Origin of the sequence: Stenotrophomonas sp. a6, from assembly GCF_030913325.1 — a bacterium.
Lineage (GTDB): Bacteria > Pseudomonadota > Gammaproteobacteria > Xanthomonadales > Xanthomonadaceae > Stenotrophomonas > Stenotrophomonas maltophilia.
The window spans coordinates 2,646,618-2,672,390 of record NZ_CP133161.1; the positions used below are offsets into that span (position 1 = coordinate 2,646,618).

The 25,773-nt window shown below is 67.4% G+C and carries 23 protein-coding genes; 9 read left to right on the plus strand and 14 right to left on the minus strand.

What is annotated here, in order from left to right; all coding sequences use genetic code 11:
- Positions 1-217: 217 nt before the first annotated feature.
- Complete coding sequence (locus Q9Q79_RS12210) at positions 218-817, plus strand: GNAT family protein (protein WP_033833900.1); 600 nt, start codon at positions 218-220, stop codon at positions 815-817.
- Here Q9Q79_RS12210 and Q9Q79_RS12215 read toward each other — a convergent pair.
- Together Q9Q79_RS12215 and Q9Q79_RS12220 are read right to left on the minus strand one after the other, a co-directional pair.
- A complete protein-coding gene (locus tag Q9Q79_RS12215; RefSeq protein WP_012480573.1) occupies positions 814-1,590 on the minus strand; it encodes a CDP-diacylglycerol diphosphatase in 777 nt (258 codons plus the stop codon). The genes Q9Q79_RS12210 and Q9Q79_RS12215 overlap by 4 nt on opposite strands.
- Before the next feature lie 68 nt (positions 1,591-1,658).
- Positions 1,659-2,315: a decarboxylase gene (locus Q9Q79_RS12220; RefSeq protein WP_043035211.1), complete on the minus strand. Its 657-nt coding sequence runs from the start codon at positions 2,313-2,315 to the stop codon at positions 1,659-1,661.
- Between the two features lie 170 nt (positions 2,316-2,485).
- Between Q9Q79_RS12220 and Q9Q79_RS12225 the strand changes: the two genes are divergently transcribed.
- Positions 2,486-2,782 (plus strand): hypothetical protein, encoded by a 297-nt coding sequence (locus Q9Q79_RS12225; RefSeq protein ID WP_005413768.1) that lies wholly within the window; start codon positions 2,486-2,488, stop codon positions 2,780-2,782.
- Positions 2,783-2,876: 94 nt separating this feature from the next.
- Here Q9Q79_RS12225 and Q9Q79_RS12230 read toward each other — a convergent pair whose 3' ends face one another.
- The 7 genes from Q9Q79_RS12230 to Q9Q79_RS12260 all read right to left on the minus strand — a co-directional run bounded on the left by Q9Q79_RS12230 (position 2,877) and on the right by Q9Q79_RS12260 (position 10,751).
- Positions 2,877-3,761, minus strand: a complete 885-nt coding sequence (locus tag Q9Q79_RS12230; RefSeq protein WP_043035210.1) for a hypothetical protein — start codon at positions 3,759-3,761, stop codon at positions 2,877-2,879.
- Between the two features lie 111 nt (positions 3,762-3,872).
- Positions 3,873-5,573 carry a D-lactate dehydrogenase gene (dld, locus tag Q9Q79_RS12235; protein ID WP_201862317.1) on the minus strand — a complete coding sequence of 567 codons (1,701 nt, stop codon included), beginning with the start codon at positions 5,571-5,573 and terminating at the stop codon, positions 3,873-3,875.
- A complete protein-coding gene (gene lldD / locus Q9Q79_RS12240; protein ID WP_201862315.1) occupies positions 5,570-6,709 on the minus strand; it encodes an FMN-dependent L-lactate dehydrogenase LldD in 1,140 nt (379 codons plus the stop codon). Before lldD ends, dld begins: the two co-directional genes overlap by 4 nt.
- A 4-nt stretch (positions 6,710-6,713) precedes the next feature.
- Positions 6,714-7,478 carry a transcriptional regulator LldR gene (lldR, locus tag Q9Q79_RS12245; protein WP_201862310.1) on the minus strand — a complete coding sequence of 255 codons (765 nt, stop codon included), beginning with the start codon at positions 7,476-7,478 and terminating at the stop codon, positions 6,714-6,716.
- A 53-nt stretch (positions 7,479-7,531) separates the two neighbouring features.
- A complete protein-coding gene (gene lldP / locus Q9Q79_RS12250; protein WP_012480579.1) occupies positions 7,532-9,190 on the minus strand; it encodes an L-lactate permease in 1,659 nt (552 codons plus the stop codon).
- A 223-nt stretch (positions 9,191-9,413) separates the two neighbouring features.
- Positions 9,414-9,866 (minus strand): MgtC/SapB family protein, encoded by a 453-nt coding sequence (locus Q9Q79_RS12255; RefSeq protein WP_005413774.1) that lies wholly within the window; start codon positions 9,864-9,866, stop codon positions 9,414-9,416.
- 126 nt (positions 9,867-9,992) lie between these two features.
- A complete protein-coding gene (locus tag Q9Q79_RS12260; protein WP_012480580.1) occupies positions 9,993-10,751 on the minus strand; it encodes an SDR family NAD(P)-dependent oxidoreductase in 759 nt (252 codons plus the stop codon).
- Between the two features lie 447 nt (positions 10,752-11,198).
- Here Q9Q79_RS12260 and Q9Q79_RS12265 point away from each other — a divergent pair, with 447 nt between their 5' ends.
- Complete coding sequence (locus tag Q9Q79_RS12265) at positions 11,199-12,152, plus strand: AraC family transcriptional regulator (protein ID WP_005413776.1); 954 nt, start codon at positions 11,199-11,201, stop codon at positions 12,150-12,152.
- Between the two features lie 226 nt (positions 12,153-12,378).
- On the opposite strand, the gene Q9Q79_RS12270 is transcribed toward Q9Q79_RS12265, so the two are convergent.
- From Q9Q79_RS12270 to Q9Q79_RS12280, 3 genes are all read right to left on the minus strand, one after another.
- Positions 12,379-14,289 (minus strand): CocE/NonD family hydrolase, encoded by a 1,911-nt coding sequence (locus tag Q9Q79_RS12270; protein ID WP_049451822.1) that lies wholly within the window; start codon positions 14,287-14,289, stop codon positions 12,379-12,381.
- 221 nt (positions 14,290-14,510) lie between these two features.
- Positions 14,511-14,897 carry a DUF4440 domain-containing protein gene (locus Q9Q79_RS12275; protein ID WP_201862309.1) on the minus strand — a complete coding sequence of 129 codons (387 nt, stop codon included), beginning with the start codon at positions 14,895-14,897 and terminating at the stop codon, positions 14,511-14,513.
- On the minus strand, positions 14,897-16,255 hold the full coding sequence (locus Q9Q79_RS12280) for an MFS transporter (protein ID WP_062607266.1): 1,359 nt from the start codon (positions 16,253-16,255) through the stop codon (positions 14,897-14,899). Before Q9Q79_RS12280 ends, Q9Q79_RS12275 begins: the two co-directional genes overlap by 1 nt.
- A 105-nt stretch (positions 16,256-16,360) precedes the next feature.
- Between Q9Q79_RS12280 and Q9Q79_RS12285 the strand changes: the two genes are divergently transcribed.
- A complete protein-coding gene (locus Q9Q79_RS12285) occupies positions 16,361-17,257 on the plus strand; it encodes a LysR family transcriptional regulator (RefSeq protein WP_005410042.1) in 897 nt (298 codons plus the stop codon).
- A 101-nt stretch (positions 17,258-17,358) separates the two neighbouring features.
- Here the strand turns inward: Q9Q79_RS12285 and Q9Q79_RS12290 are convergent, their stop codons facing one another.
- The gene (locus Q9Q79_RS12290; RefSeq protein ID WP_201862308.1) at positions 17,359-20,154 is read right to left on the minus strand and encodes a glycoside hydrolase family 3 C-terminal domain-containing protein; all 2,796 of its coding nucleotides are present in this window, start codon (positions 20,152-20,154) and stop codon (positions 17,359-17,361) included.
- A 337-nt stretch (positions 20,155-20,491) separates the two neighbouring features.
- Here Q9Q79_RS12290 and Q9Q79_RS12295 point away from each other — a divergent pair, with 337 nt between their 5' ends.
- Positions 20,492-20,926 (plus strand): glyoxalase/bleomycin resistance/dioxygenase family protein, encoded by a 435-nt coding sequence (locus Q9Q79_RS12295; RefSeq protein ID WP_005410044.1) that lies wholly within the window; start codon positions 20,492-20,494, stop codon positions 20,924-20,926.
- A gap of 271 nt (positions 20,927-21,197) precedes the next feature.
- Positions 21,198-21,902, plus strand: coding sequence for an AraC family transcriptional regulator (locus tag Q9Q79_RS12300; RefSeq protein WP_049402512.1), 705 nt, complete (start codon positions 21,198-21,200; stop codon positions 21,900-21,902).
- A gap of 9 nt (positions 21,903-21,911) precedes the next feature.
- On the opposite strand, the gene Q9Q79_RS12305 is transcribed toward Q9Q79_RS12300, so the two are convergent.
- Positions 21,912-22,790, minus strand: coding sequence for a sterol desaturase family protein (locus Q9Q79_RS12305; protein WP_236672441.1), 879 nt, complete (start codon positions 22,788-22,790; stop codon positions 21,912-21,914).
- A 142-nt stretch (positions 22,791-22,932) separates the two neighbouring features.
- On the opposite strand from Q9Q79_RS12305, the gene Q9Q79_RS12310 reads away from it, so the two are divergent.
- From Q9Q79_RS12310 to Q9Q79_RS12320, 3 genes are all read left to right on the plus strand, one after another.
- Positions 22,933-23,883: a LysR family transcriptional regulator gene (locus Q9Q79_RS12310; protein WP_197572955.1), complete on the plus strand. Its 951-nt coding sequence runs from the start codon at positions 22,933-22,935 to the stop codon at positions 23,881-23,883.
- 92 nt (positions 23,884-23,975) lie between these two features.
- Positions 23,976-24,626, plus strand: a complete 651-nt coding sequence (locus Q9Q79_RS12315; RefSeq protein WP_012480588.1) for a DsbA family protein — start codon at positions 23,976-23,978, stop codon at positions 24,624-24,626.
- Positions 24,627-24,661: 35 nt separating this feature from the next.
- Entirely contained in the window at positions 24,662-25,669 is a 1,008-nt protein-coding gene (locus Q9Q79_RS12320; RefSeq protein WP_076740144.1) for a cyclase family protein, read from the plus strand.
- Positions 25,670-25,773 lie beyond the last annotated feature (104 nt).

The window sequence follows — 25,773 nt, forward strand, 5'->3', positions numbered from 1 at the left end:
GGGCTTCCTGGGGGAGTTGGACGGGTGGTATGGGACCGGAGGCCTGCGCGGCGCATAACGATCCCGTAACGAAAGTGTCCTGAATGGATGGTTTCAACGGAAATGACCAGCCCTGATGGACTTATGCCTGAACCGAATCAGGCTCCGCCCGGTGGTCGTCGCGTTTTTGCAATCTTTTGAATGGTCTGGCGAACCGGGCATTGCCATCGTTCCGGGGATGATGACCCCGTACCCCACATCCCTCCTCCCCCCGCTGCGCCCTGTGTCGCGCCGCCATCTGCTGCAGCTGCAGGTGGCACCGGTCACCCTGCGCCCGTTCCAGCGGGCCGATCTGCCGGCCTGGCGCCTGTTCGACGACCGGCGCCGGCGCGGGCGCCGCCATCCGGCCGGTATCGACGAAGAAGCCCGCTTCCTTGCCCACATGCATCGCTCGCGGCTGGAGCAGGACAACGACCAGCTGCTGCTGGGTGTGTTCGATGACGAGCACGGCACTGTCCTGGACCAGCTGCATGTCCGCCTGCAGTCCCTGCATACGCGCTGCGCCGAGCTGCTGTCGCTGCAGCACTGGCACCCGCACGTGGATGCAGCGCTGCGCGCGCTGTGCCCGTTCCTGTTCGAGGATGTGGGCGTGCACCGCCTGTTCGTGATGCTGCCACCGGACTGCAGTGACCCGTTCGCCACTGCGCTGCACGCCTTCGGCTTCGAGCACGAAGGCCTGTTGCGCGACCATCATCTGGATCTGGATGGCTGGCAGGACCGCCAGCTGCTGGCGCTGACTGCACCGGTCTGGCGCAGCCGCCAGCAGCCACCGGGTTAGCGGACCCGCTCCAACGCGTCGCCTGCGCCGGTCAGCACCGAGCAGGCGTGGTCCTGCAGTTCTTCGGCGCTGGCCTCGTTGCCGGTGCCGGCGTCCACCCGGGTCGCCAGCAGGATGAAGCCCGGGCCGCCCTGCACGGCGTCCCGGCCGGCCACGACCAGGCTCCACTGACCAACATCGTCCACGCCTGCGAGATCGTAAGCCAGCAGATTGAGCGGATTGGCGGTCAGTTCCGCGCCCGCCAGCAGGCGTGCCTGGTATTGATGGCCGCGCAGCAGGACCGGCAGCGGTGCCCAGCGGCTGCCGAGGGCGGCAGCATGCGTGTCCAGCGCCTGCAGCACGTCGGCGCGCAGGCAATCCACGTGGATATGCAGCTGGTGCTGCGAGCGGCCGTGCGGCGAGTTCAACGCCAGGCTGGCGACGTTGCGCGGCAGTGGTTGCCGCAGGGCCTGTTCGGTGTGGCTGCGCGCCTGCCAGGCGGCAGCGAAGTAGTTCGGTGCACCACGCTGGTACAGGCTGCGGCTCTCGATACCGCTCACCTTGTCCAGCGGCATCAGCAGGAACTGGTAGTCGCCGTGCGCATCCTTGACCAGCACATCGCGGCGGTCTGCGGCCGTCTCCACGCGCAGGCAGTCGCCGCGTGGACCTTCGGGGCCCCGGCAGTCACGTTCGATCAATCGCCACAATGCATCGGAATGGGCCGGCGGCGGCGGCGCACTGGCACAGGCGGACAACAACAGCAGGGACGACAGCAGGAAGGGGCGCAGGGACACGGCAACGACTCACGGAGCAGGCACGGCAGACAGCGCCGCGCTGCATTCTAGCCAGTGCGAAGCTGCAATCAGTAGGTGCCGAACGGCACTTCAACCACGATCGGGGCGGCACCCTCGCCGGCCTGCAGGCTGTAGCGGTCCAGCGCCCCATCGTCATCGGCGTGCGGCTGGCGCTGGAAATGCAGCGGGTAGCGGGTGTCCCCCAGGCGCACGGCGCTGCCGTCGGCCTCCAGCGCTGCACCTTCCGGAATCAGCAGCCCGCCCAGGTCACTGTAGGCGCCAGGCACATCGGCGAAGCTGTAGTCGACCAGCTCGTCCACCCGCTGCATCGCATAGACGTGCGGCACATAGGGGCGTGCGGGGCTGCGGCCATTGCTCAGGTCGGTCACCCAGGCCTGCGGCAGGTGGTACTGCTCGCGCAGCGCGGCCACGCCCAGCGAGGGACTGGCCACCTGCAGGCAGCACACCGTCCGCTTGCCTTCACGGTCGAGGATGGCGAAACGATCGCCTCGGGTCGCCGCCTGCGGCAGCATGGCAAACGCCAGGTTGCGCTGCGCAGGCTCGTAGCCCGCTTCGGTCTGCAGGTTGCGCCAGGCACCGAATACCGGGGTTTCGACCGGCGCGGGTTCCGGATCGGCAGCGGAGGCGGCAAACGCCACGCCCAGCAACGACAACACCAGCGCCGTCATCGTCTTGTCTTTGCCGCGGAAACTGCCTGCCGTCATACCGTATCCAACACCTGCGCCGGAAAGGCCCGGCCTGCCCGCTGGCGTACTGCCAGCCATTCCTCCCACTATGCAATGACCACGCTGTGCCGGCAATGACCGGGACGCTGACGCCTTTCGCACGCTCGGTGCTATCGTTCCCGCCATCTTCCCTGCGCAGGAGCGCTCGCATGTCTGCATTCCGTCTGTCCTTGTTGCTGCCGGCCTCTGCCCTGCTGCTGTCGGCCTGTGTCAGTACGCCTGGCCCGGAAGTCAAAGGCAGCGGCCGCTGCGACGCCAGCCAGCTGGGCTGGGCGATCGGCCAGCCGGCCAATGAGCCCAACATCCGCCGCCTGTCCCGCGAGAGTGGCGCCGGCCTGGTCAACCCGATCGGCCCCAGCACCATCACCACCAAGGACATCCGCCAGGACCGCCTGCGCGTGTTCGTGGACAAGGACAACATCATCACGTCCACGCGCTGCGAGTAAGCGCCGCCACCGCTTTTGTAGGGTCGAGCCATGCTCGACTGGCTTTTCGCGCCGCCCGTCCGAAGACCCGTCGAGCATCGCTCGACGCTACAATTCAGGGTTCGGTATAGCCGGCACAGTCCGGCAGTGCCTGGTCCGGGTGGAACATCCCCGCCCCGAAGCGGAACAGCCGGGTGTAGGTACACGCCGGGTCCTGTTCGATGCGCAGATCCTGCTTCTTCAGCGGCCCCCTGGCCAGCGAATCCTCGAAGCGCGAAACACCGGCCGGGTACCGGGTCGCCACGGTCTGGTAGCGCAGCACTGGCATGCCCTCGGCAACCGTATCCAGCGCCAGCTTCGCCGAGAACCCGTATTCGTCGTGGCAGGCACCGGCGCGCTGCTTGATGTCCTGCTCGCTGAAACAGGCGCGGATCATCGCATTGCCCAGCCATGGCACGGTCAGCACGTCGTCGTCCACCTGGATGTCGTCCTGCAGGTGACGCACGCGTGCCAGCTGCAGCGTGGACGCGTCGGCACCTCCACCGGAGTACATGGTGCTGAACTTGACGATGCCACCCACCAGCACATTCTGGCGGGCGCGCTGCTGCGGGTCGGTCACCGGTTCATCGCTGCCCACGCCAGGGGCCAGCCGCACGATCCATGGCCACAGCGACAGCTCGCTTTCCTGCGGCACGTCGATGCTGACGTGGTAGCTGTGCGGCTTGCCCTGGCCCGGTGCCTTCTCAAGCACTTCCAGCACGGTCGGCCGGTCACCCTCCTCGGCAACCGGCTGCACGCGCACGCACCAGTTGCCGTCCCGCGTGCAGTCATAAAGCCCCGACGGTCCAGTCTCACTCGCGATCAGTACCTGTCCCAGCGGCTCCATCACGTTGCCGGCGGCATCGCGCTGCTGCGGCAGGATCGCGCTCTGGGCCAGCGCCAGCAGCGGGGTCGCCAGCAATGCAGTGCACAGGGTGGCGCGGACGGCGGCGGTGGGCATGGATGGCTCCTGCGGATGGGCTTCCGATGGTAACCGTTGCCCGGGCGGCGTCGAGCCATGCTCGTCTGCTGTCTGTCGGCAGGAGCAGCCGAGCATAGGGGCGGCTCTACATCATCCGCAATCGCAGCCACCCCAGCCCTTGGCCTTCGAGGTCTGGCCGATACCGGGATTGAACGTGTTGCTCGGGTCCAGCTGCCTGTAGAACCCGGCCAGCGCCGGCTTGGCCGGGTACAGGTGACCGACATTGTGTTCGGCCGGGTACTCGGCACCGCGCTGGTCCAGCAGCGCCCACATCGCGTGCTCGATCGCCATCGGGTCTTCACCCTTGCGCGCGATGTAGTCCTGGTGGAACACGTGGCACAGGAAGTGCCCGTAATACAGCTTGTGCAGCAGGCGGCCGTCGACATCGGCCGGCAACTGCTCGAACCAGTCGGCATCATCTCGGCGCAGGGCAATGTCCAGCGCCACGATGTCCTGCACCTGCCCGCGATGCACTTCGCGGTAGCGCACCGCGGCACCGGCCACGGCGAAGCGATGCAGGAACGCCTTGCGCCCCTCCTCGGCCGTGCAGTGGAAAAAGCCGCCTTCGTGCCCGGCGAAGAAGGCGCGCAACCAGGCCTCGGTTTCCGCAGCGTCCTGGGCAGAGACCTTCAGCAACAGGTGATGCTCGTAGCGCTGGCGGAACTCGCCCATGCGCTTGGGCAGGTGCGAGGGCAGCAGGCCGGTCAGAACCTGCATCACCCGGTCAGTCACCCCACGCAGGCCCAGCCGTTCGAACCAGCCGTCGACGCGGCTCTTCAATGCGAACGCGGCAGGTACACGTGCGGTGCCGAGGCGATCGATCAGCAGGAAGCTGTCCTTGCCGTAGCGCTCGCCGATGTCATAGGCATCGCGGTGGATGTACTCACCGGCAATCGGCAGGCGCTCGAAGCCGGTCAGCAGCTGGCGCCGGATCGCCGTGAGGCTGTCGGTGCGGTTGCTGCCGATGTAGAAGACTTCGGCGGCCTCCTTTTCGAAGGTATCCAGGCGCACCGCGAACACCGCCAGCTTGCCGGCCGAACCGGCAGCCTCGTAGTGGCGGCTGGGATCAGCATTGAAGCGCGCCGGGGTATCGGCGTCGACCTTGCGCACTTCGTCGGCGTAGCGCGGATCGGAGGCCGCGCGGCCGTCGCCGTCCCCCACATCCGACGCACTGTAGTCGCCGGCCTGCAGGCGCTGCAGGATCTGCTCGGGCGTATCGCCCAGCGCGATGCCGAGATGGTTGACCAGCTGTAGTTGGCCCTGCGCATCGACCCGCGCGTACAGCGCCAGCTCGGTGTAGGCCGGGCCACGGCGCACCAGCGCGCCGCCGGAGTTGTTGCAGATGCCGCCCAGCACCGAGGCGCCGATGCAGGACGAGCCGATCACCGAATGCGGTTCGCGGCCCAGTGGCGCCAGCGTCTGCTCCAGCCGGTCCAGCGTCGCGCCGGGCAGGCACAGCACCTGGCGGCCTTCGTTCAACAGCTGGATGCCGGTCAGGCGCAGCGTGCTGACCAGCACGATCGGACGCCCATAGTCGTTCCCATCCGGGGTCGAGCCACCGGTCAGGCCGGTGTTGGCCGCCTGCAGGATGATTGCCGCCCCGCCCTGCACCGCTGCCTGCAGCACGTGCCACAGTTCCAGCAAGGTACCCGGGCGCACCACCGCCAGTACCGGGCCATCCCCGAAGCGATAGCCGCGACGGAAGCGGCGGGTAGCCTTGTCACCGGTCAGTACATGGCGGCTGCCGACCGCGTCGCGCAACTGTGCCAGCACGGAATCGTGGCTGCTCACGGCAGGCTGACCAGTGAATCGCGACCGATATCGGCGATGCGGCGCGCGCCGGTCAGTGTCATCGCCACGCGCATCTCCTTGGCGATCAGGTCCAACAGGTTGGCCACGCCGGCCTCGCCCTGCGCGGCCAGCGCATAAACGAAGGCACGCCCCAGCAGCACGGTATCGGCACCGAGCGCCAGCATGCGCACCACGTCCAGGCCGGTACGGATGCCCGAATCGGCGAGAATCTTCAGATCGCCCTGTACCGCGTCGGCAATCGCCGGCAGTGCGCGCGCGGTGGACAGCACGCCGTCCAGCTGGCGGCCACCGTGGTTGGAGACCACGATGCCATCGGCACCGAACTTGACCGCATCACGCGCGTCATCCGGGTCAAGGATACCCTTGATCACCATCGGGCCCTTCCAGAATTCGCGGATCCACTCCAGGTCCTTCCAGGAAATGGAGGGATCGAAGTTGCTGCCCAGCCAGCCGATGTAATCCTCCAGCCCGGTCGGGTTGCCACGGTAGGTGGAGATGTTGCCCAGGTCATGCGGACGGCCGAACAGTCCCACGTCCCACGCCCAGTGCGGATGGGTGATGGCCTGGCCGATACGGCGCAGCGATGCATTCGGGCCGCTCATGCCGGAGTGTGCATCGCGGTAGCGCGCGCCCGGCACCGGCATGTCCACGGTGAACACCAGCGTGGTCACGCCAGCGGCCTGCGCCCGCTCCAGTGCGTTGCGCATGAAGCCACGGTCGCGCAGCACGTACAGCTGAAACCACATCGGCCGCTGGATGGCCGGTGCCACTTCCTCGATCGGGCACACCGATACGGTCGACAGCGTGAACGGGATGCCGCGGCTGTCGGCCGCGCGCGCCGCCTGCACTTCACCGCGCCGGGCATACATGCCGGTCAGGCCGACCGGCGCCAGCGCCACCGGCATCGCCAGCGTTTCGCCGAACAGCTCGGTTTCCAGGCTCAGGTCGGACATGTTGCGCAGGATGCGCTGGCGCAGCGCGATGTCGGACAGGTCGGAAACGTTGCGCTTCAGCGTGTGCTCGGCATACGCGCCGCCATCGATGTAGTGGAACAGGAACGGCGGCAGCCGCCGTTCGGCAGCAGCACGGTAATCGGTGGAGGCGGAGATGATCATGGGGTCAACCGTGTGGGGAAGGTAGACGCGAGGCCCGCGCACGCCGGGCTTCGTTGTCATCGAGCGTGCGCAGCGTGGTGTGCACGAACTCGAGGTGGGCATGCGCGGCGGCGCGCGCGCGTTCGGGGTCGCCGGCCAGCACCGCGTCCATCATCTCGCGATGCTGGTCGGACAGCGGCGAGAAGGTCCTCGCCGAGGTGTAGAGCTTCTCGCGGCTCTGCGAGATGTTGGTCTGCAGCAGTTCGAACAGGCCGCGCATCACCTGCAGCAGCACCAGGTTGTGCGAGGCCTCGGCGATGGACAGGTGGAAGGCCGCGTCAGCCTCCGCTTCACCGGTGGGGTCGTCCTTGCCGTGCGCGTCCATCATGGTCTGGAAGGACTGCGCGATGCGCGTGCGGTCCTCGTCGGTGGCACGCAGCGCCGCATGCCAGGCGGTGGCGCCTTCCAGCGCATGGCGGATCTCCAGTACGTCGAAGCGGTATTCCGGGTCGCCCTGGAACAGCGGCAGGTACGGCGCCAGCGGTTCATCCAGCGCCTGCCGCGCGCGCGCCGCCGGTTCGGCCACGTAGGTGCCGCCACCGACCCGTGCGGTCAGCAGGCCCTGGCTGGCCAGCTGCGCGATGGCCTCGCGCAACGCCGTGCGCGAGACCCCCAGCTGCACCGCCAGCGTGCGTTCGGCCGGCAGCCGATCGCCCGGCTGCAGCCGCTGTTCCTGCACCAGGCCGCGCAGCTGCGCGGCCACCTTGTCCGAGATACGTTGCGTGCTCATGGCGCCATTGTGGCCCGAAGCGCGCAGCGGGTGGTCGGCCAGCCGTGCATGGCTCAGGGGATCATCCAGGTCAGCCAGTAGGCCTGGGCCAGGGTGATCAGGCCGACCATGGTGGTGAAGACCAGGCTGTGCTTGACCGTGAAACGGAACAGGTCCGATTCCTTGCCGGCCAGGCCAACCGCCGCGCAGGCAATGGCGATCGACTGCGGCGAGATCATCTTGCCGGTGACGCCGCCGGTGGTGTTGGCCGCCACCAGCAGCACGTCGGACACGCCGATCTGCTGCGCGGTGGTCGCCTGCAGCGCCGAGAACAGCGCGTTGGACGAGGTGTCCGAGCCGGTCAGGAACACGCCCAGCCAGCCCAGGAACGGCGAGAAGAACGGAAAGGCGTCGCCGGTGTGCGCCAGTGCCAGCGCCAGCGTTGCCGACAGGCCCGAATAGTTGGCGATGAAGGCGAAGGCCAGCACCATGCCGATCGAATAGATCGGCATGCGCAGCTCACGCACGGTTTCACCGAAGGTCTGCAGCGCCGACCGGGCCGGCATGCGCAGCGCGATGATCGCGATCACCGCCGCGAGGATGATCGAGGTGCCGGTGGCCGAGAACCAGTCGAACTTGTAGACCGCCTCATAGCTGAGCGGCGCGTCCACGATCGGTGGCATCTTCTGCACCCTCTGGTCGAGGCCCGGCACCGGGAGCTTCAGCACCCAGCCTTCCAGCGGGCCGCCTGCCGCGAACAGCGACTTGAACGGCTTGATGCTCCACAGCGTGACCATCGCGGTGAGGATCAGGAACGGCGACCACGCCTTGGCGATCTGGCCGATGCTGTAGCGCGGCGCCTCCAGTGCCTGTGCGGCCGCCTCGGCGCTGGTTTCGGTATCGAAGCGGAAGATCCGTACCGGCTTCCAGCGGCGCAGGAACAGGGTCAGGCAGACCAGCGACGCCAGCGAGGCGGTGATGTCCGGCAGTTCCGGACCGATGAAGTTGGAGGTCAGGTACTGCGCGATGGCGAAGGAGCCACCGGCCACCAGCACCGCCGGCCAGGTTTCCTTGATGCCACGCCAGCCATCCATGATCGCCATGATCCAGAACAGCACGATGACGGTCAGGAACGGCAGCTGGCGGCCGGCCATCTGGCCGATCTCGAAGGCATCCAGGCCGGTGACCTGCCCGGCCACGATGATCGGAATGCCCATTGCACCGAACGCCACCGGCGCAGTGTTGACGATCAGGCACAGGCCGGCGGCATACAGCGGCTTGAAGCCCAGCCCGACCAGCAGCGCCGCGGTGATCGCCACTGGTGCGCCGAAACCGGCCGCGCCTTCCAGGAAGGCACCGAAGGCGAAGCCGACCATCAGCATCTGCAGGCGCTGGTCTTCGGTCACCGACAGGATCGAAGCGCGGATGATGTCGAACTGACCGGTCTTGACCGAGACCTTGTAGAGGAACACCGCGCCGATGATGATCCAGGCAATAGGCCAAAGGCCGTAGACGAAGCCGAAGCCGGCCGCACCCAGCGCCTGGCTCAGCGGCATGCGGTAGAACAGCAGGGCCACGCCAAGCGCGATGGCCACGGTGATCGTGCCGGCCAGCCAGCCCTTCATGCGCAGCACGGCCAGGGCAACGAAGAAGAACGCGATCGGCAGCAGCGCGATCAGGCTCGACAACCACAGGTTGCCGGCGGGGTCGTACAGGTGTTGCCAGGGCTGCATGAAGACTCTCGACTGGATGCGGAAGGTGCCCCACCGCAGGCGGTGGATCGCCGTGGCTGTCGATTATTGGTCGTACCAATAATGATTTCGATCAGACCACTTGCAGCGGATTTAACCGCCACTCCGGCGAGGAACCTATTAGACCATAGGGCTAGATGCCATATTGGTCCGACCATTTAGTCCGCATGGTAGTGCCGGCCGCTGGCCGGCAATTCGAGATTCCCTACGAGATCCGTTTCTCCAGCCGCCGCATCACTGCCAGCACCAGCACGCACAGCACGCTCACGCCGATGGCAATCACGTACTTGCTGATCCCCACCGCAATCCCGATGGCCGCCGCCATGATCAACGAGCTGGCCGTGGTCAGGCCGCTGACCTGGTCCTCGCGTGACCCACGCAGGATGGTGCCAGCGGCAACGAAGCCGACACAGGCCACCACCGCTTCGATCAGGCGTACCGGATCAACCTGCAGCAGGTCGCGGTAGCGCTCCTGCTGGAAATGCTCGGCCACCGAGTCGCCAAGGCCGACGATCAACGCGGCGGCCCCTGCGATCAGCATGTGCGTACGCAGGCCAGCGGCGTGCTTGCCCATCTCGCGCTCGACGCCGAGCACGCCGCCGAACAGCATCGCTGCGGCAACGCGCAGCAGGATCGAGACATCCTGGGTAAGTTCCATGGGAAAGCTCCGGAATTTTCCCGGAGCGTCGCGCGGCGATCGTGGGACGGCGGTGAAGGCGATGGCACGCCTTCTTCACCGCACGCATTCCTCCACGCATGGCGTGGATCTACTGACCGCATTCGCTCACTGCGCCAGGTAGCCACCATCGATGGCGTAGTACGCGCCGGTCGCGAACGAGGCATCGTCGCTGGCCAGCCAGGCCACCAGCGCCGCCACTTCCTCGGCCGTACCCAGCCGCTTCAAGGCGTGACGGCCTTCCAGCGTGGCGCGCACCTTCGGGTCCATCTTCTCCAGCAGCGGTGTGCTGATGAAGCCCGGGCCGACCGCGTTGACACGAATGCCGTCGGCGGCATGTTCCCACGCGGCGGTCTGGGTCAGCCCGACCACGCCGTGCTTGGCCGCCGCATAAGCGGTGGAACCGGCATACCCCACCTGGCCCAGGATCGAGGCCATGTTGATGATGCTGCCGCCGCTTCCAGCGGCTCGCATTGCCCGGATCTGCGCACGCTGGCACAGGAACACGCTGGTCAGGTTGACGTCGATGACCCGCTGCCAGCCATCGATCGGATAGTCACCGCTGCTGGCGGCCGGCCCGCCGATACCGGCGTTGTTGACCGCCACATGCAGGCCGTCGAGTTCCTTGATCGTGCGCTGCACCGCCGCCTCCACCGCTGCGTCGTCGGTGACGTCCAGCGCGATGCCAATCGCCTGTGCTCCGGCATTGCGCAACTGCGCCACGGTGGCATCCACCGCATCCTGCTTCAGGTCCCAGACCGAGATCCGCGCGCCGGACGCCGCCAGGGTCTGCGCCACGGCCAGACCAATGCCGGACACGCCGCCGGTCACGATCGCGGTCTTGCCGGTGAGTTGGTAATCAATCATCTGCGTTCTCCATCAGTGGGGGTATCGAAGTGGCCTGCAGCAGCCAACCACCCCACCCTACGCGCATTCCTGTGATGGCCTGGCTGACACCGCGTCTACGGGCGATCGTTCCAGCCATGAAACCTCAACTCAAGTTGATGTATGGAATTACGTACGGATATGCATGCAAAACGCCGGCGTATGCTCGGCGGCATTTTCACTTTGGCCGTAATCGTCAATCGTTTTGACCCTATTGGAATCAAAAGCGCGCGAATCGAGGCGACAATGGGAAACGTTTCCAGTTTCTTCGACACACTCCATTCAACCTGGCGTTTCCCCAGCCATCCAGAGTGCCCACGCCACTGCTTCCCAGCATGCCTGCGCGGGTAACGACCGGATCTGCATCTGCGTTGCAGAGCGCGTGGGCGAGGTCATGCCAGCGTCCACCTCCAAAGTACGTGCCGAGCGATGTCCCGATACTTCACTTTTGCCGATTACCGCCGCTTCGGCCACCGTCATGGCTTTGATTACCGCGCTGACCCGGAACACCTGCGCGACGACCAGTGGGCCGGCCATGGCGAGGTCAACGAGCAGTTCCTGCGCGGCGGCATGAGCCTGATCGCCTCCGACGTCCATAATCGCTTTCCTTATGTAGCGACCGCCCAGCAGAGTCCCGGCCTGGCCATCCGCGTGATGCTGCAGGGCCAGGTCGATGTGCGCATTCCGCGACGCGGTGGTTTCACCCTGCGCGCCGGCACGGCGATGACCGCGCACCACCGCGAGCAGGTCGAGATGACCGGTGCGCACCCCGGCGAAACGCGCATGCGCGGCGTCAGCGTCATGGTGCCCGGCCAGATCGATCCGGATCTGTTCCATCTGCCGCAGCTGGAGACCGCGCTCAACAGCCACCTGGAATGCCGCCACTGGGCCATTCCGCATACCCTGCTGCCGGTACTCGGCCAGTTGTTCGACAGCCCATGGGAAGATGGCATCGACGCCTTGTGGCGCGAGGGCGTTGCTCTGCAGCTGCTGGCCGTTGGCCTGAAGGCCGAGGATCTGCAGACCGACCCTGTACGAACGCTGCGGGCCGGCCAGCGCGAGCGCCTGGAGCGCGTGCGTGCCTACCTGCATGACGACCCCAGCCACGCCCACAGCCTGGTCGAGCTGGCCCAGCTGGCCTGCATGAGCCCCAGCTCGCTGCGCCGTCATTTCGCCCAGCAGTACGGCTGCTCGGTGTTCGACTACCTGCACGAGCAGCGCATGCGCCACGCCGAACAGGGCCTGCGCGAGGACGGCTGGACGGTCGAGCAGGCCGCCGCCGCCAGCGGCTACCGTCATCCCAGCAACTTCGCCGCGGCATTCCGCAAGCGTTTCGGCCTGGTCCCCAGCCGCTGGCGCACGGGGCCCTCGAAGGTGGGGTGAAGGCCAGTGCCCTGGTAGGTGTCAACCTTGGTCGACACGCTCCTGCGCCATCGCGGATGCCGGCCAGCGGCCGGCACTACCGCAGCCGCCTGAATCGACCTGCCATGGCCCAGCCTTGGTAGGTGTCGACCTTGGTCGACACGCTCCTGCGCCATTGCGGATGCCGGCCAGCGGCCGGCACTACCCCAGCCGCCGGGTATCGCACACCCGGCGGATCTCACTAACCTCAATACACCGGCAGATCGATGTAGCTCGCCTGCGCCGCGCTGTGCCAGACCCGCTGCGTGGCCTTCTGGTAATCGCCTGGCTTGGCCAGGTAGATGTTCGGCACGTAGGTCTGCGGGTTGCGGTCGTACAGCGGGAACAGGCTGGACTGCACCTGCACCATCACCCGGTGGCCCTTCTGGAACGTGTGGTTGGCGTTGGGCAGGTCGAAACGGTACGGCAGCACTTGGTTCGCCGCCAGCGGCTTCGGATCGCTGAAGCTCTCGCGGTAGCGGCCACGGAAGATCGCCAGCGACACCGGCAGCTCGTAGCCACCCATCTCCGGCGTCGACGCTTCCTGGTCCGGATACACGTCGATCAGCTTCACCACCCAGTCACTGTCGGTGCCACTGGTCGAGGCCTGCAGGTGCACTACCGGCGCGCCGCCGATGCGCAGCGGCGCGGTCAGCGGTTCGGTGATGAAGGTCAGCACGTCCGGGCGACCATCGACAAAGCGCTGGTCCTTGACCAGCCAGGTGGTCCACATGTCGCGGTCACCGAAGCGGACCGGACGCGGCACGAACGGCACCGGCTTGGCCGGGTCGGACACGTACTCCTCGAAGTCGCCCTCGCCCGCCGCCGGCGCCTGGAATGCCAGCTTGCCGCCGGCCCGCAGGTACAACGGCTTGCTGCTGGCAGCACAGCCCTTGTCGCAGCTGCGCGGCCAACCCTTCAGGCGATCCCAGTGGTTTTCGCCGGTGTTGTAGACCAGCACCGGCGGCGTGTCGGCCTTCGGCGCGCCATCCACCAGGTACTGGTCGAAGAACGGCTTGAGCACATCACGGCGGAACTGCAGCGCGGTATCGCCGTCGAACTTCAGCGCGCCCAGCTCACTGCCGCTGTAGTTCACCTGGCTGTGCCGCCACGGCCCCATCACCAGGTAATTGCGGTTATTGCCGCTGTCGCGCCCTTCCATTGCCTGGTAGGCGTGGTTGGCGCCCCACATGTCCTCCTGATCCCACAGGCCCTGCAGCCACATGGTCGGCACCTTCAACGGCGTTTTCGCCATCACCGCGTCCAGCGCCTGGCCCTGCCAGAAGCCATCATAGGCCGGGTGCTCGACCAGCTTCTTCCACCAGGTCAGCTGGTCCACGCCGGTGAAGCGCGCGTAGTCGCCAGCCGAACCGATCCGCAGGAAAGTGCTGTAGTCGTCGTAGCCGAGACTGGGCAGCGGCGTACCCTTGCCGCGCTTCTCGGTCTGCATCGCGAAATAGTTGAAGTTGACCTGGCGGAACGCACCGTAGTTGAGCCAGTCGTCGCCCATCCAGCCATCGACCATCGGGCTCTGCGGTGCGGCCACCTTCAGCGCCGGATGCGGGTCGGTCAGCGCCATCACCACGGTGAAGCCCTCGTACGACGAGCCGAGCATGCCGACCTTGCCATTGCTCTCCGGCACGTTCTTCACCAGCCAGTCGATGGTGTCCCAGGCGTCGGTGGAGTGGTCGACTTTGGTGTTGTTCAACGGCCCGCGCAACGGCCGGGTCATCACGTAATCGCCTTCGGAGCCGTACTTGCCACGGATGTCCTGGAACACGCGGATGTAACCGCCGTCGACGAACACCTCGTCGCCCTGCGGCAGCAGGTCGCGCATGCGCGGCGAATCACTGCGGCTGGCGCGGCCAGCGGCATCGTAGGGCGTGCGGGTCAGCAGGATCGGGGCATTGCGGGCGCCCTTGGGCACCACGATCACCGTATACAGCTTGGTGCCATCACGCATCGGCACCATCACCACGCGCTTGTCGTAGTCACGACCGACATCGGGGGCAACGAAGGGCTTGCCGCTGATGTCCGGGGTCATCGGCGGGGTATCGGCGGCCAGCACGGTGCTGGACAGGCAAAGGGCAATGGCTACAGCGACGGCACGCACACGCATGGACAACCCCTCCCGGCAGGAAAGCCTCAAGCCTACTCCTGCCTCGAGCCGTGAGGTGTGGGCGGGCTTTGCATTCTGCGGCGGATGCAGGCAGGACTGATGGCACATGTGCCCGCGGTGCCGCCGCGCTCGCCAACGACCGGTAGTGCCGGCCGCTGGCCGGCAACTTCATGATCCCGGGGCGCGTTACGCGGTTGCCGGCCAGCGGCCGGCACTACCGGTCAGGCCATCGGCACTTCGTGCAGCGCCAACCAGCGCCAGCGACCCTGCTCCCGCCGCAGCACGGCCAACGATTCGCGCCATGTGAGCCGGCCGCTATCGAGCGAATGCCCTTCGCGATAACGCAGCACCGCCAGCGGTGATGGCGCTTCCACCGCCTGCACGGCGTCGATGGAAATCCGCAGCCCGGGGCGCGCCCCGTGACCGCCCGCGAACAGTGCCTGCACGGCCTTCCGGTCCAGCCTGCGACCCGCGATGCCGACCATGCTGAAGTCCGCGCAGAAATGCGCCATCAGATCATCCAGCGCATCCGCAGCCACCTCGGCCCGGAACCAGGCCTGCAGCTTGTCGTGCAGGTGGTGGATTTCATGTTCTGCGGTGATATCCATCAGGCATTCTCGGGTTGCGAAAGGGAAACAGAGTGCGAGTGGCGCAACAGCGCCATCGGCAACAGCGTCATTGCGGCGGCCAGACCCAGAGCCACGCTGGTGGCGCGTGCTGGCAGCCACTGCATGGCCAGCGCCAGCAACAGCGCAATGGCGGCAGTACCAAGGCAGAAACTGAGCTGACGGTTGAGGTTCCAAAGGGCACTGGCATCGCCCAGCGCTTCGCCCTCCACGCCGTGGAACGCCAGCGTCTGCGCGGTGCTGCTGCACAGGCTGCCGCCGGCGCCCATCAGCGCGAACAGCAGCCCGGCCAACGCGAAGGCCGGCTGCTGCAGCATCGCCATCAACAGCAGGCCGCTGGCCTGCAGGAGCATGCCCATACGCAGTACCGTGGCCGGGCCGAAGCGCGCCAGCAGGCGCTTGCTGGCCGTGATCGCAATGGCCGAGGCCAGCGCCCAGGGCAGCATCAACGCGCCGATGCGTGCCGCGCTGTAACCGGCCTGGTGCAGCTGCAGGGTACTGACCAGCTGGCTGCCGATGAACACACCGGGCACTGCCAGATAGACCAGCATCGCCAGGCGGAGGCCCCGATGGGACAGCAGCGACCAGCGCAGCAGGGGCTGCGTCTGCTGCCGTGCATGCCGCAGGTGAGCCGCCGCCAACAGCATTGCGATCAACAGCATTACGGCACCGGCGGCCCGATGGCCGGGTTCACCCAGCCAGGTCAGCGCCAGCAGCAACGCGCCCAGCGCCAGCATCGCGGTGGACAGCGCATAGGCCTGCAGGCGCGGCGCACTGCGCGCGCCATCGGCCGGCATCCAGGCCAGCACCAGGCCGATCGCCACCACCGCCAACGGCAGGCTGGCCCAGAGCACGCCGCGCCAGGACAACCACTGCACCAGCAACCCGCCCAGCGCCGGCGCCAGTGCCGGCACCAGCAGCGCCACCAGCAGGATGCGGCGGGTCAGCGCGCCACGCTGGTCGGACGTGCATTGTCGGTACGCTGCCGCCTGTGCCACCGGAATCAGCAGGCCACCGGCCAGCCCCTGCAGCAGGCGCCAGCCCAGCAGCCAGCCGATACCCGGTGCGGCGCCGGCCAGCACAGCGGCAACCGCGAACAACAGCAACGCCACCAGCAGCAGGCGACGCTCACCACAGCGCGCGGCCAACCAGGGCGCCAGCGGAATCACCACGCTCAGGCCCAGCATGTAGGCGGTGCCCACCCAGGCCAGGGTACCGACATCAGCGTGCAGTTCCGCTGCCAGTGCCGGATAGGCCACCGTGGCGATGAACATGTTGACCAGATCCAGGGCGAACGCCAGCAGGAAGATCGCCTCATGGCGCAGGCGGGGGGACGGCATCGGCGGCGCTCCAGCAGGGAAGCGGCCAGCATGCCGTGCGGGCCTTGTTGGAAAAACACGACAGCAACTGCAACACTGTCAAATCCACTTTGACAATGAATTGCCATGGTCAGCCTCGATCGCTTCGATATCTTCCGCGCCGTGGTCGAGGCCGGCAGCCTCACCGCAGCAGCTGATCGGCTCGGCCTCAGCCGCGCGGTGGTCAGCTTCAACCTGAAGCGGCTGGAGCAGGAGCTGGGCGTGACCCTGCTGTTGCGCAGTACCCGCCACCTGGCCCTGACCGAGGCCGGCGAACAGTTCCTGCAGCACTGCGTGCAGGCGTTGGACGCCGCACAGGCAGCGATCGATGCCGCGCGCCGCGACCAGCACCAGCTTCAGGGCGTGCTGCGCCTGACCACCACGCCGGAGTACGCCCAGCTACGCTTGATTCCTGCGCTGGAGGCGTTCCGTGCGCGGCACCCGGCGCTGCAGCTGCACCTGTCCACGTCTCCCGCGCCGGCGGACCTGATTCCCGAGCGCTTTGACCTGGCGATCCGTCTTGGCCGTCTGCCGGATTCGGGCCTGCACGCCAGCGAACTGGAACGCCATCCACTGTGCCCCGTGGCGGCTCCGTCCCTGCTGGCACGCCTGCCCTCTGCCGATGCTGCCGACGACCCCGTGCAGCTGGGCACCCTGCCCCGCCTCGGCTACCCGCGCCTGGCCGACGTGCCGGTGGTGGCGCCGGATGGCAGCGACGCCCTGTTTGCCACCAACCCGGGCAATGCGGTGGTGCGCGTAGATGGTGCCAGCAGCCTGCGTGCCTTCGCCGTGGCCGGCGCCGGGGTCACCGTGCTGCCACGCTGGCTGATCGAGGACGACTTGGCCCAGGACCGCCTGCGCCCGGTGCTGCGCCAGCACCGCTTCCCGCAGCAGAGCGTATACGCGGTCTACCCGCACAGCACGCAGCCCTCACCGAAGGTGCGGCAGCTGATCGATTTCCTGCGCGGGTGGTTTGGCAAATGAAAAAAGGGGACGGAGGGGATTAAGTCGTTTGTGCATAAACGACTTAATCCCCTCCGTCCCCTTTTTCAGACACGGCCCTGTGCGGGCCGTGTCTTCAGGCATCAGCGCAGCACCTGCTCCACCAGCTGCACGTCCACGCTCTGCAGCGGTTCGGCCGCATTGCGCGACAGCTGGACCTGGTAGGTGCCACTGTCGATCTTCCACTGGCGCGCCTGTGCATCGTAGTGGGCCAGGGTCTTCGGCTCGGCTTCGATGCGGATGCGGCGCTGTTCGCCCGGCTGCAGGTTCACCTTGTCATAGCCGATCAGGCGGATCGGCGTGGTGCTGCCGGCCGGAAGCTTCAGGTACAGCTGGGCCACGTCGGCACCGGCACGCTTGCCGGTGTTGCGGATGTCGACGCTGGCGACCAGGCGCGAGCCCTCCACGCTCACCTTCAGGTTCTCATAGGCGAATGAGGTGTAGGACAGGCCATGGCCAAAGGAGAAGGTCGGGGTCAGACCCTTGGCCGCCATCCACTTGTAGCCGACGTTGGCGCCTTCGATATCGAAATCGAACACATCACCAAACGGCTTGGCCGGCTTGAAGCCGAGGCCGTCGATGTGCGGGCGTGGCAGCTGCGATTCGTCCGTCACCCAGGTCACCGGCAGGCGGCCGGACGGATTGACCTGGCCGGTCAGCAGCGCGGCAATGCCTTCGCCACCGCGGATGCCCGGATACCAGGCCTGCAGCATCGCCGGCACCTGCGCCAGCCACGGCGTGCGCACCGGGCCGTTGGTTTCCAGCACCAGCACGGTCTTCTGGTTGGCCTTGGCCACTGCCGAGATCAGGGCATCCTGGTTGTCCGGCAGCTGCATGTCCGGCAGGTCCACCGATTCGGCGGCCCACTGGGTGGCGAACACGATGGCCACGTCAGCCTGCGCGGCGGCCTTGGCCGCAGCGGCGGCATTGATCCCGTCCACATACTCGATGGTCGCGTCCGGGCGCGCCGCACGCAGCGATTCCAGCGGCGAGGACGGGTGGAAGATCACCGGGCCCGGCCAGGTGGTCGGCATCACGCCCGGCACCGCATTGGTGCCCTTTGCGGTCACGCCCACCATCGACGAACCACCGCCACCGATCACGCCCTTGTCGGCATGGCCACCGATGATGACGATGCGCTTCACGCTGTCGGCCAGCGGCAGCAGGTTGCCCTCATTGCGCAGCAGCACGCTGCCCTCTTCCACCGTGCGCTGGGCAACGGCGAAGCCGGCCTCGGCATCGACCTTCTGGTGCTGCGGCGGGTTGTCGAAGCTGCCATGCAGGAACATCGTGCGCAGGATGCGCGCCACCATGTCGTTCAGGCGCGCCTGCGGCACCACGCCACCGTGCACGGCCAGGCGCAGCGGTTCGTCGAAGAACACCGCCGCGTCGAACACTTCACCGGCCGACTGCTGATCGAGGCCGGCCAGCGCCGCCTTCGAGCCACTGTGCACGCCACCCCAGTCGGACATCACGAAACCGGGGAACTTCCATTCCTGCTTCAGCACCTGGTTCATCAGGTAGCCGTTCTCGCAGCCGTAGGTGCCGTTGATCTTGTTGTACGAGCACATCGCCACGCCCGGGCGACCGGCTTCCAGCGCGATCTCGAAGGCCAGCAGGTCCGACTCGTGCATGGCCTGTTCGCCGATGCGCACGTCGTGGAAGTTGCGGCGGGTCTCCATGTCGTTCAGCGCGAAGTGCTTCATCGAGGAGATCACGTGCTGGCTCTGCACGCCCTGGATCAGCGCGCCAACCATCGAGCCGGCCAGCAGCGGATCTTCACCGGCATATTCGAAGTTGCGGCCGTTGCGCGGGTCGCGCTGCAGGTTGACGCTGCCCGACAGCAGGATGTTGAAGCGCTGCTGCCATGCCTCGCGGCCCATCGTGGCGCCACCGGCGAAGGCGACTTCACGGTTCCAGCTCGATGCGGTGGACGGGCCCGACGGCATCGCCGTGGCGAAATCGCCCGGGCGGATGCCACCCGGATTGGTCACGCCAACGCCGGCATCGGCCGACTGCTGCGACGGAATGCCCAGCCGCGCCACGCCCGGCACGAAACCGGCCGAACCGACTGCGCCTTCCGGCAGCGGGCCACCGTCCTTGCCCAGCCCGAAGTAGCTGTGCAGCATCTGGAACTTCTCATCCTCGGTCATCGCCTTCAGCAGCAGCGCAGCGCGCGCGTCGGCGTTGAGGGTGGTGTCCATCCACGGCCTGTCGCCATGCGTGTCGGCGGCGTAGGCCAGGGTCAGCAGGGTGGCGCGCAGGGTACTGCCTTCCACCTTGAACGGCGCACTGCTGGCGGCCTGGAAGCCATCGCTGAAATAGCTGGCATCGGCTTCCAGCGCGACACGCGCCGGATCGAAGCCTGCGGCCTTGGCCGATTCACCGGCCACCGCGCCGAGCAGCACCGCCGGTGCACCCAGCCGCGAACGGGTGACCAGCGCTGGCAGCTGCGCCGCACCTGCACCGGCATCGGTATAGACCGCCACGGTGTGGCGGCCGTCGTCCAGGCGCAGGTAGTTCAGGCCCGGCTGGTCGGGGCCGGATTCAGCGGCGATCGGCAACCGGGTCAGCACGGCCTGGCCGCGCTGGGTCTGGCCATCATCCTTGCCGGCAGCAATGAAGCGGTACGCGTAGCCCAGGCCATCGGCCAGCACCTGCAGCGGATCGACCTGGCCGATGCCGCGCTGCACCTGGCGCACGCTCACCGCGTCCACCTGCAGGGTCTTCAGCTGGGCGGCCAGGGCCGGCATCGCCTCGGCGGTCGGGGCCTGTTCCAGGGTCAGCACAGTGAACGCGGCGGGGTCGGCCCAGGCCGGGGCGGCCAGTGCGGCAGACAGGGCCAGGGACAGTGCAAGCGGCTTTGTAAACGTTTTCATCGGCAGGCGTAATTCCGTTGCCAAGGCAATCGGTCCAGGGAAAGTGCCGCCGAAGGGTGCAGCGTTCATGCCGCGCAGGGGTTGCCAGGCAACGTCCCGCAGGCCGATGGACGGGCCGGTCTGCGCGCGGGACCCTCCTCCCGGCGTGACAACCTGCCTGCCCGGGCCGCGCAGGGCGACCCAATCCTGTGAAGATTGTGCGAGGGCGTTCACACCTGTCAACAGGACCTAAGTCACAGGGGCAACCCGGCCAGCGGTTATCAGGCCATCACCGGCGGTCATCAGCGCGCCGCGCGAGGCTGCCGATAATGAGGGTCCCTGGCCACGAACCGAGCCCATGACCGTCCATCGCGACTTCGACCATCTCTGGCGCGACCGCTGTGACACCTCCAGCCAGCGCGCGCCGCGCGTGTTGATCCGGGTGTTCGTGGCCCCGGGTGAGCTGGAGCGCAGCGTGGCGTTCTACGAGCAGCTGCAGGGTGTGGTGGCCGATGCGGGGTTCCCGTTTCCGGAGGCCGGGCTGCGTCTGGCGATGGTCGGTGCGTTCCTGTTGATCGAGGGCAGCGAGACGGCGCTGGCGCCGTTCACTTCGACCACGGGAACGCTGCTGGTCGACGATGTTCGGCCCTATCACGACAAACTGGTCGCGGCTGGCGCCGAGATCATCTTCCCGTTGCAGGTGGTACCCACCGGGGCGGCGTTCAACGCGGTGCATCCCGATGGCACGGTGGTCGAGTACGTGCATCACCGGCCGGATCCGCACGGCCGGTGAGGGGACGGCCGGGCTGCGCCCGGCACCCGCAGAGGCAACGGCCAAAGCAACAGCGGGGCTCCTGTGGGTAGGCGGGGTGGGTCCGTTGGCGGGGGACGCCGTGAATCCGTCCCTGGAGGCTCGGTCGCGCCATCCATGGCGCTCACGCCCCCGCCAACGGACCCACCCCGCCTTCGACAATTTCTCGCAACCTGCAGTAGATCCACGCCATGCGTGGATGCTCTTCGTTTCATTGTCGAATTACTCGATTTCGATGGAGATTCATCCACGCATGGCGTGGATCTACAATCCCTCCATGTCCTCCCCCGCCCTGGCCTGGAATGGCACGTTGCTGCTGGATGCTCACGTGGCCGTGCTGCAGGGCCATGCCGGTGGCAGCGCCTCGCATGCGCACTACGCCCATCAACTGCTGTTGAGCGACGGTACGCCCTGGCAGGTCGAAGTCGATGGCGTACGGCAGCAGGGCCAACGGCTGTGGCTGCCGTCCTTCCAGCCGCACGCAATCCTGTCGGCACCGGAAGCGGGCTGTACGGTGTTCCTTGAGCCGGCGCATGCCGACCTCGAACAGATCCAGCAGCACCTGCACTCGCTGCCCGGCACTGCGATGGAACTGCACGACTGGCTGCCACGACTGAGCCGCCCGCAACCGCTGGACCGCCGCGTGCAGGCGGCATTGGCCAGGATCGCCCAGCACCTGCCCGGCCCGGTGCCGGCCGCCGATATCGCCGAGGCGGCGCACCTGTCGACCAGTCAGCTGCACCGGCGTTTCCAGTCCGAGCTGGCAGTGACCCTGCGCGGCTGGGTGCTGTGGCAACGGTTGCGCCGCGCGCTGATGCATCATCTGAGCGGTCACAACCTGACCGACAGTGCGCATGCCGCTGGATTCGCCGATCTGGCCCATCTCTCGCGCAGCCTGCGCCGCATGTTCGGCATCGGTGCAGCGCAGCTGCAGGGCCTGCAGCTGCACGCGGCCTGACATGTTCGATCATTCGCGCCTGCGCAGACCTTCCGGCAACTCCGGCACCTCGCCATGCGGCAGTTCGCGGAACGGCGCCAGCAGCTGCCCCGGATAATCGCGCGGATAGTCCGGCTGGCTGCCGATGCCAAGGTCGCGTTGCTGCAGCCGATAACCCGGCGCATCGAAGGCGGTCCCCAGCAGATGGTCCCAGGCGGTCAGGAACAGGCCGAAGTTGACGTCGCCCGCGGTGCCGTAACGCATGTGGTGGAAGCGGTGCAGCGGCGCCCAGGCCATCACCCGGCCGAGCACGCCGGGACGCATGTCCACGTTGGAGTGCTGCAGCAGCAGCTGGATGGCAATGGCGAAAGCCAGCACCGCAGCCACCGGCATCGGCAGGCCCAACAGCAGCAGCGGCAGCACGCCGCCCACCGCTTCGGCCGCCTGATGCAGCGGGTGTTTCATCAGCCCGTTGAAGCCGTACATGCGGGTGACGCTGTGATGCACCGCATGCAGCCGCCACAACCAGCCGATGCGATGGCTGGCGTAGTGCACCAGGGTGATGCCGAGATCAGCGCAGACGATGGCCAGCAGCACCTGCAGCGCGAATGGCCACTGCACCGGCCACAACTGCCACGGAATGATTGCCGCCAGCAGCGGCACCGCCGCGATCGACAGCAGGTTCAGGCTTTCGTTGACCAGTGCATGCAGGGTGTCACGCAGGCTGTCGCCGTGGTCGTGGTTGAACGCGGGGTCGTACGGCCAGGCACGCTCGGCGGCGAACGAGACCGCGATGGCGGCCGCCAGCAAGGCCAGCAGCCACAACGGATCACCGTGGCAATGGCCGACCCAGACGACGGCAGCGGCAACGAAGCCCAGCAGGAACAGCGGGGCATACAGGCGGAGCATCCAGTGCTTCATGGGCAACCCGGAAAGTGAGGGGCCTGCATGCTGGCGCCGCGTATGGGGTGCTGGCTTGAACAAACGACGCAACCCGCACGCACCGGGTAGACGCCGACCTTGGTCGGCGCCGCGTTTCCCACATCCACGCATGGCGCGGCTCTACAATGGCGCCCTCATCGCGCCCGGGGCCGGCATGGATTCCTTCAACCTGATGCGTGCCTTCCGCCGCATCGTCGAACGCGGCGGGCTGGCCCGCGCTGCCGAAGACCTCGGCATGTCGCCCGCCGGCCTGAGCAAGCAGCTGCGCACGCTGGAAGCGCATCTGGGCGTGGTACTGCTGCAGCGGACCACGCGGCGCATGAGCCTGACCGAGACCGGCCACGCCTATTACCGCGAATGCTGCCGCCTGCTCGACGAACTGGAGGCGCTGGAACGCGGCATCGCCGAACAGCGCGGCGACGTGGCCGGGCGCCTGCGCGTGAACGCGCCGCAGTCGTTCGCACTGAGCACGCTGTCGCCGCTGCTGCCACGCTTCCTGCAGCAGCATCCGCAGCTGTCGTTGGATCTGGTGATGGAAGATCGCCTGCTCGATGCAGTCGGTGAGGGTTTCGATGTATCGCTGCGGCTGCGTGCCGAGCTGGATGATTCACGCCTGGTGGCGCGCCGGCTGGCGTCGCTGCAGCAGGTGCTGTGCGCGGCCCCGTCCTACCTGCGGCAGCATCCGGCACCGCAGGCGGTGGACGATCTGCAGGCGCACAGCGTGCTGGCCTACAGCCTGTCCGACTCGCCCGGCAGCTGGCCGCTGCTCGGCCCCGATGGCCAGGTGACGATCACCCTGCCGGCGCGCGTCACCGTCAACAACAGCCTGCTGCTGCGCGACCTGCTGGTGGCCGGCATGGGCATCGGCGCCCTGCCCTCGTTCCTGGCGGCACCGGCACTGGCCCGTGGCGAACTGCAGCAGGTGCTGCCCGACCACCGCTATCCGCCGCGCTTCGTGCATGCGGTCTACCCGACCTCGCGCCACCTGCAGCCCAAGGTGCGTGCCTTCATCGATTTCCTGCACGCCGAGCTGCCCGGCTGCGCCGGCCTGGATTCGTAACCGCCAGCGAAAACTGAGCTGCCCGCGGCGTGCTGTTTCGGCTACGCCGCGCTGCCTAATCTGCCGCCTCCCCTCTCACCGATGGCAGGCAGATGTCTTCCGTTCCTTCCCCCGCCACCGCCGCGCCGGTGGTCGATTTCTTCCACGACGTGGTCTGCGGCTGGTGCTTCGTGCTGGCCCCGCGCCTGCAGCAGGTCTCGGCCGAACTCGGCATCCAGGTGCGCCACCGCAGCTTCGTGCTGCAGGACTCGCGCGCGCAGATGGTCGAGGTGTTCGGCTCGATGGAGCGCGCCAAGGCGATCATCCTGCGCCACTGGACCGACTGCGCCGCGCATGAAGACACCGCGCGCATCGATATCGAAGGCATGCGCGCACAGGACTTCGAGTATCCGTCCGGCTGGCTCGGCGCACTGGCCTGCCAGGCCGCCGGCATGCTCGGTGGCAACGACGCCCATGGCGCGATGTTTGATGCCGTGCAATGGGCGCACCTGCACCAGCACCGCAACATCGGCGACGCCGAAGTACTGCTGGATATCGCCGAATCGCTGGGCCATCCACGTGGCGCCTTCGCTGACCACATGCGCAGCGACGCAGTACGCCAGCGCGTGCAGGCCGATCGTGCCGAAGCCGCTGCCCTCGGCATCCGTTCCATACCCACCGTGATCGGCGGCAACGGCCTGCGCCTGCAGACCCTGCCGCTGCCACACCTGCGCCAGGCCCTGGCGCCCCTGGTCGCGGCCTGAGCCGCACCCTCCCCCACCCTGCAAGGAGATTCCCCATGACCCCACATACCCTGGCCACCGCGCTGGCCCTGCTGCTGGCCGGCACCGCCGCGTCCACCACCGTGTCCGCACACGAACGCGTTCCCTCCGGCCAGCAGGTCGGCACCAGCCCCTGGGGGCCGAAGGACGAGATCGGTCGCCTCAACCTGATCACCGAAGCCTCGCGTGCGGCGATCCTGTCACGGGTCAGCGGCGGCAAAGCCTATGACCTGGCCACCGAATACTACGTCGGCATGCCCAGCTGGCAGGATGCCGGCGACCCGCACTACCAGTTCTGGATGACCCACACCCCGCGCGGCACGGTGATGGACGACCCGATGGGCGTGGGCGAGACCATGAACCTCACCCGCAGCTACACCGGCACCGCATTCTCGATGTACAGCCACACCGGCACCCACATCGATGCGCTGAACCACTTCGGCATCCACGGGAAGATCTGGAACGGCTTCGAGGCCGACAAGCACCTCGGCGACCGTGGCTGGAATGTCACCGGCATCGAGAAATTCCCGCCGCTGATCGCGCGTGGCGTGCTGATCGACGTGGCCGGCGCCAAGGGCGTGGACATGCTGCCGGACAGCTATCGCGTCACCCGCCAGGACCTGAAGGATGCGCTGGCACGCCAGAAGGTGAAACTGCAGCAGGGCGACGTGGTGCTGATCCGCACCGGCCGCATGCGCCTGTTCGAGCAGCCCAGGGCCTACATGGCCAACCCGCCGGGCATGGGCCTGGACGCGGCGCGCTTCCTGGTCGAGGACAGCGGCGCGATGATCGTCGGTGCCGACAACCTCAGCTTCGAGACCTTCCCCTCGGAGGTGTCCGACGACTACGTGCCGCTGCACACCTACCTGCTGGCCCAGCAGGGCGCGCCGATCATCGAGCTGGTGGCGCTGGACGAACTGGCCCGCGACAAGGTCTACGAGTTCGCCTTCATCGGCGGCCCGCTGAAGATCCGCGGCGGCGATGCCGCGCCGCTGCGCCCGGTGGCGCTGCCGGTGCGCCCGTAACCAGGGCCTGTGGGTGCCGACCTTGGTCGGCACTCCTTTACCCCTTCAGCAACCTGAAACCGGACCCTCCGATTTCATTAGTAATTCTACTCACAAGACGAGTA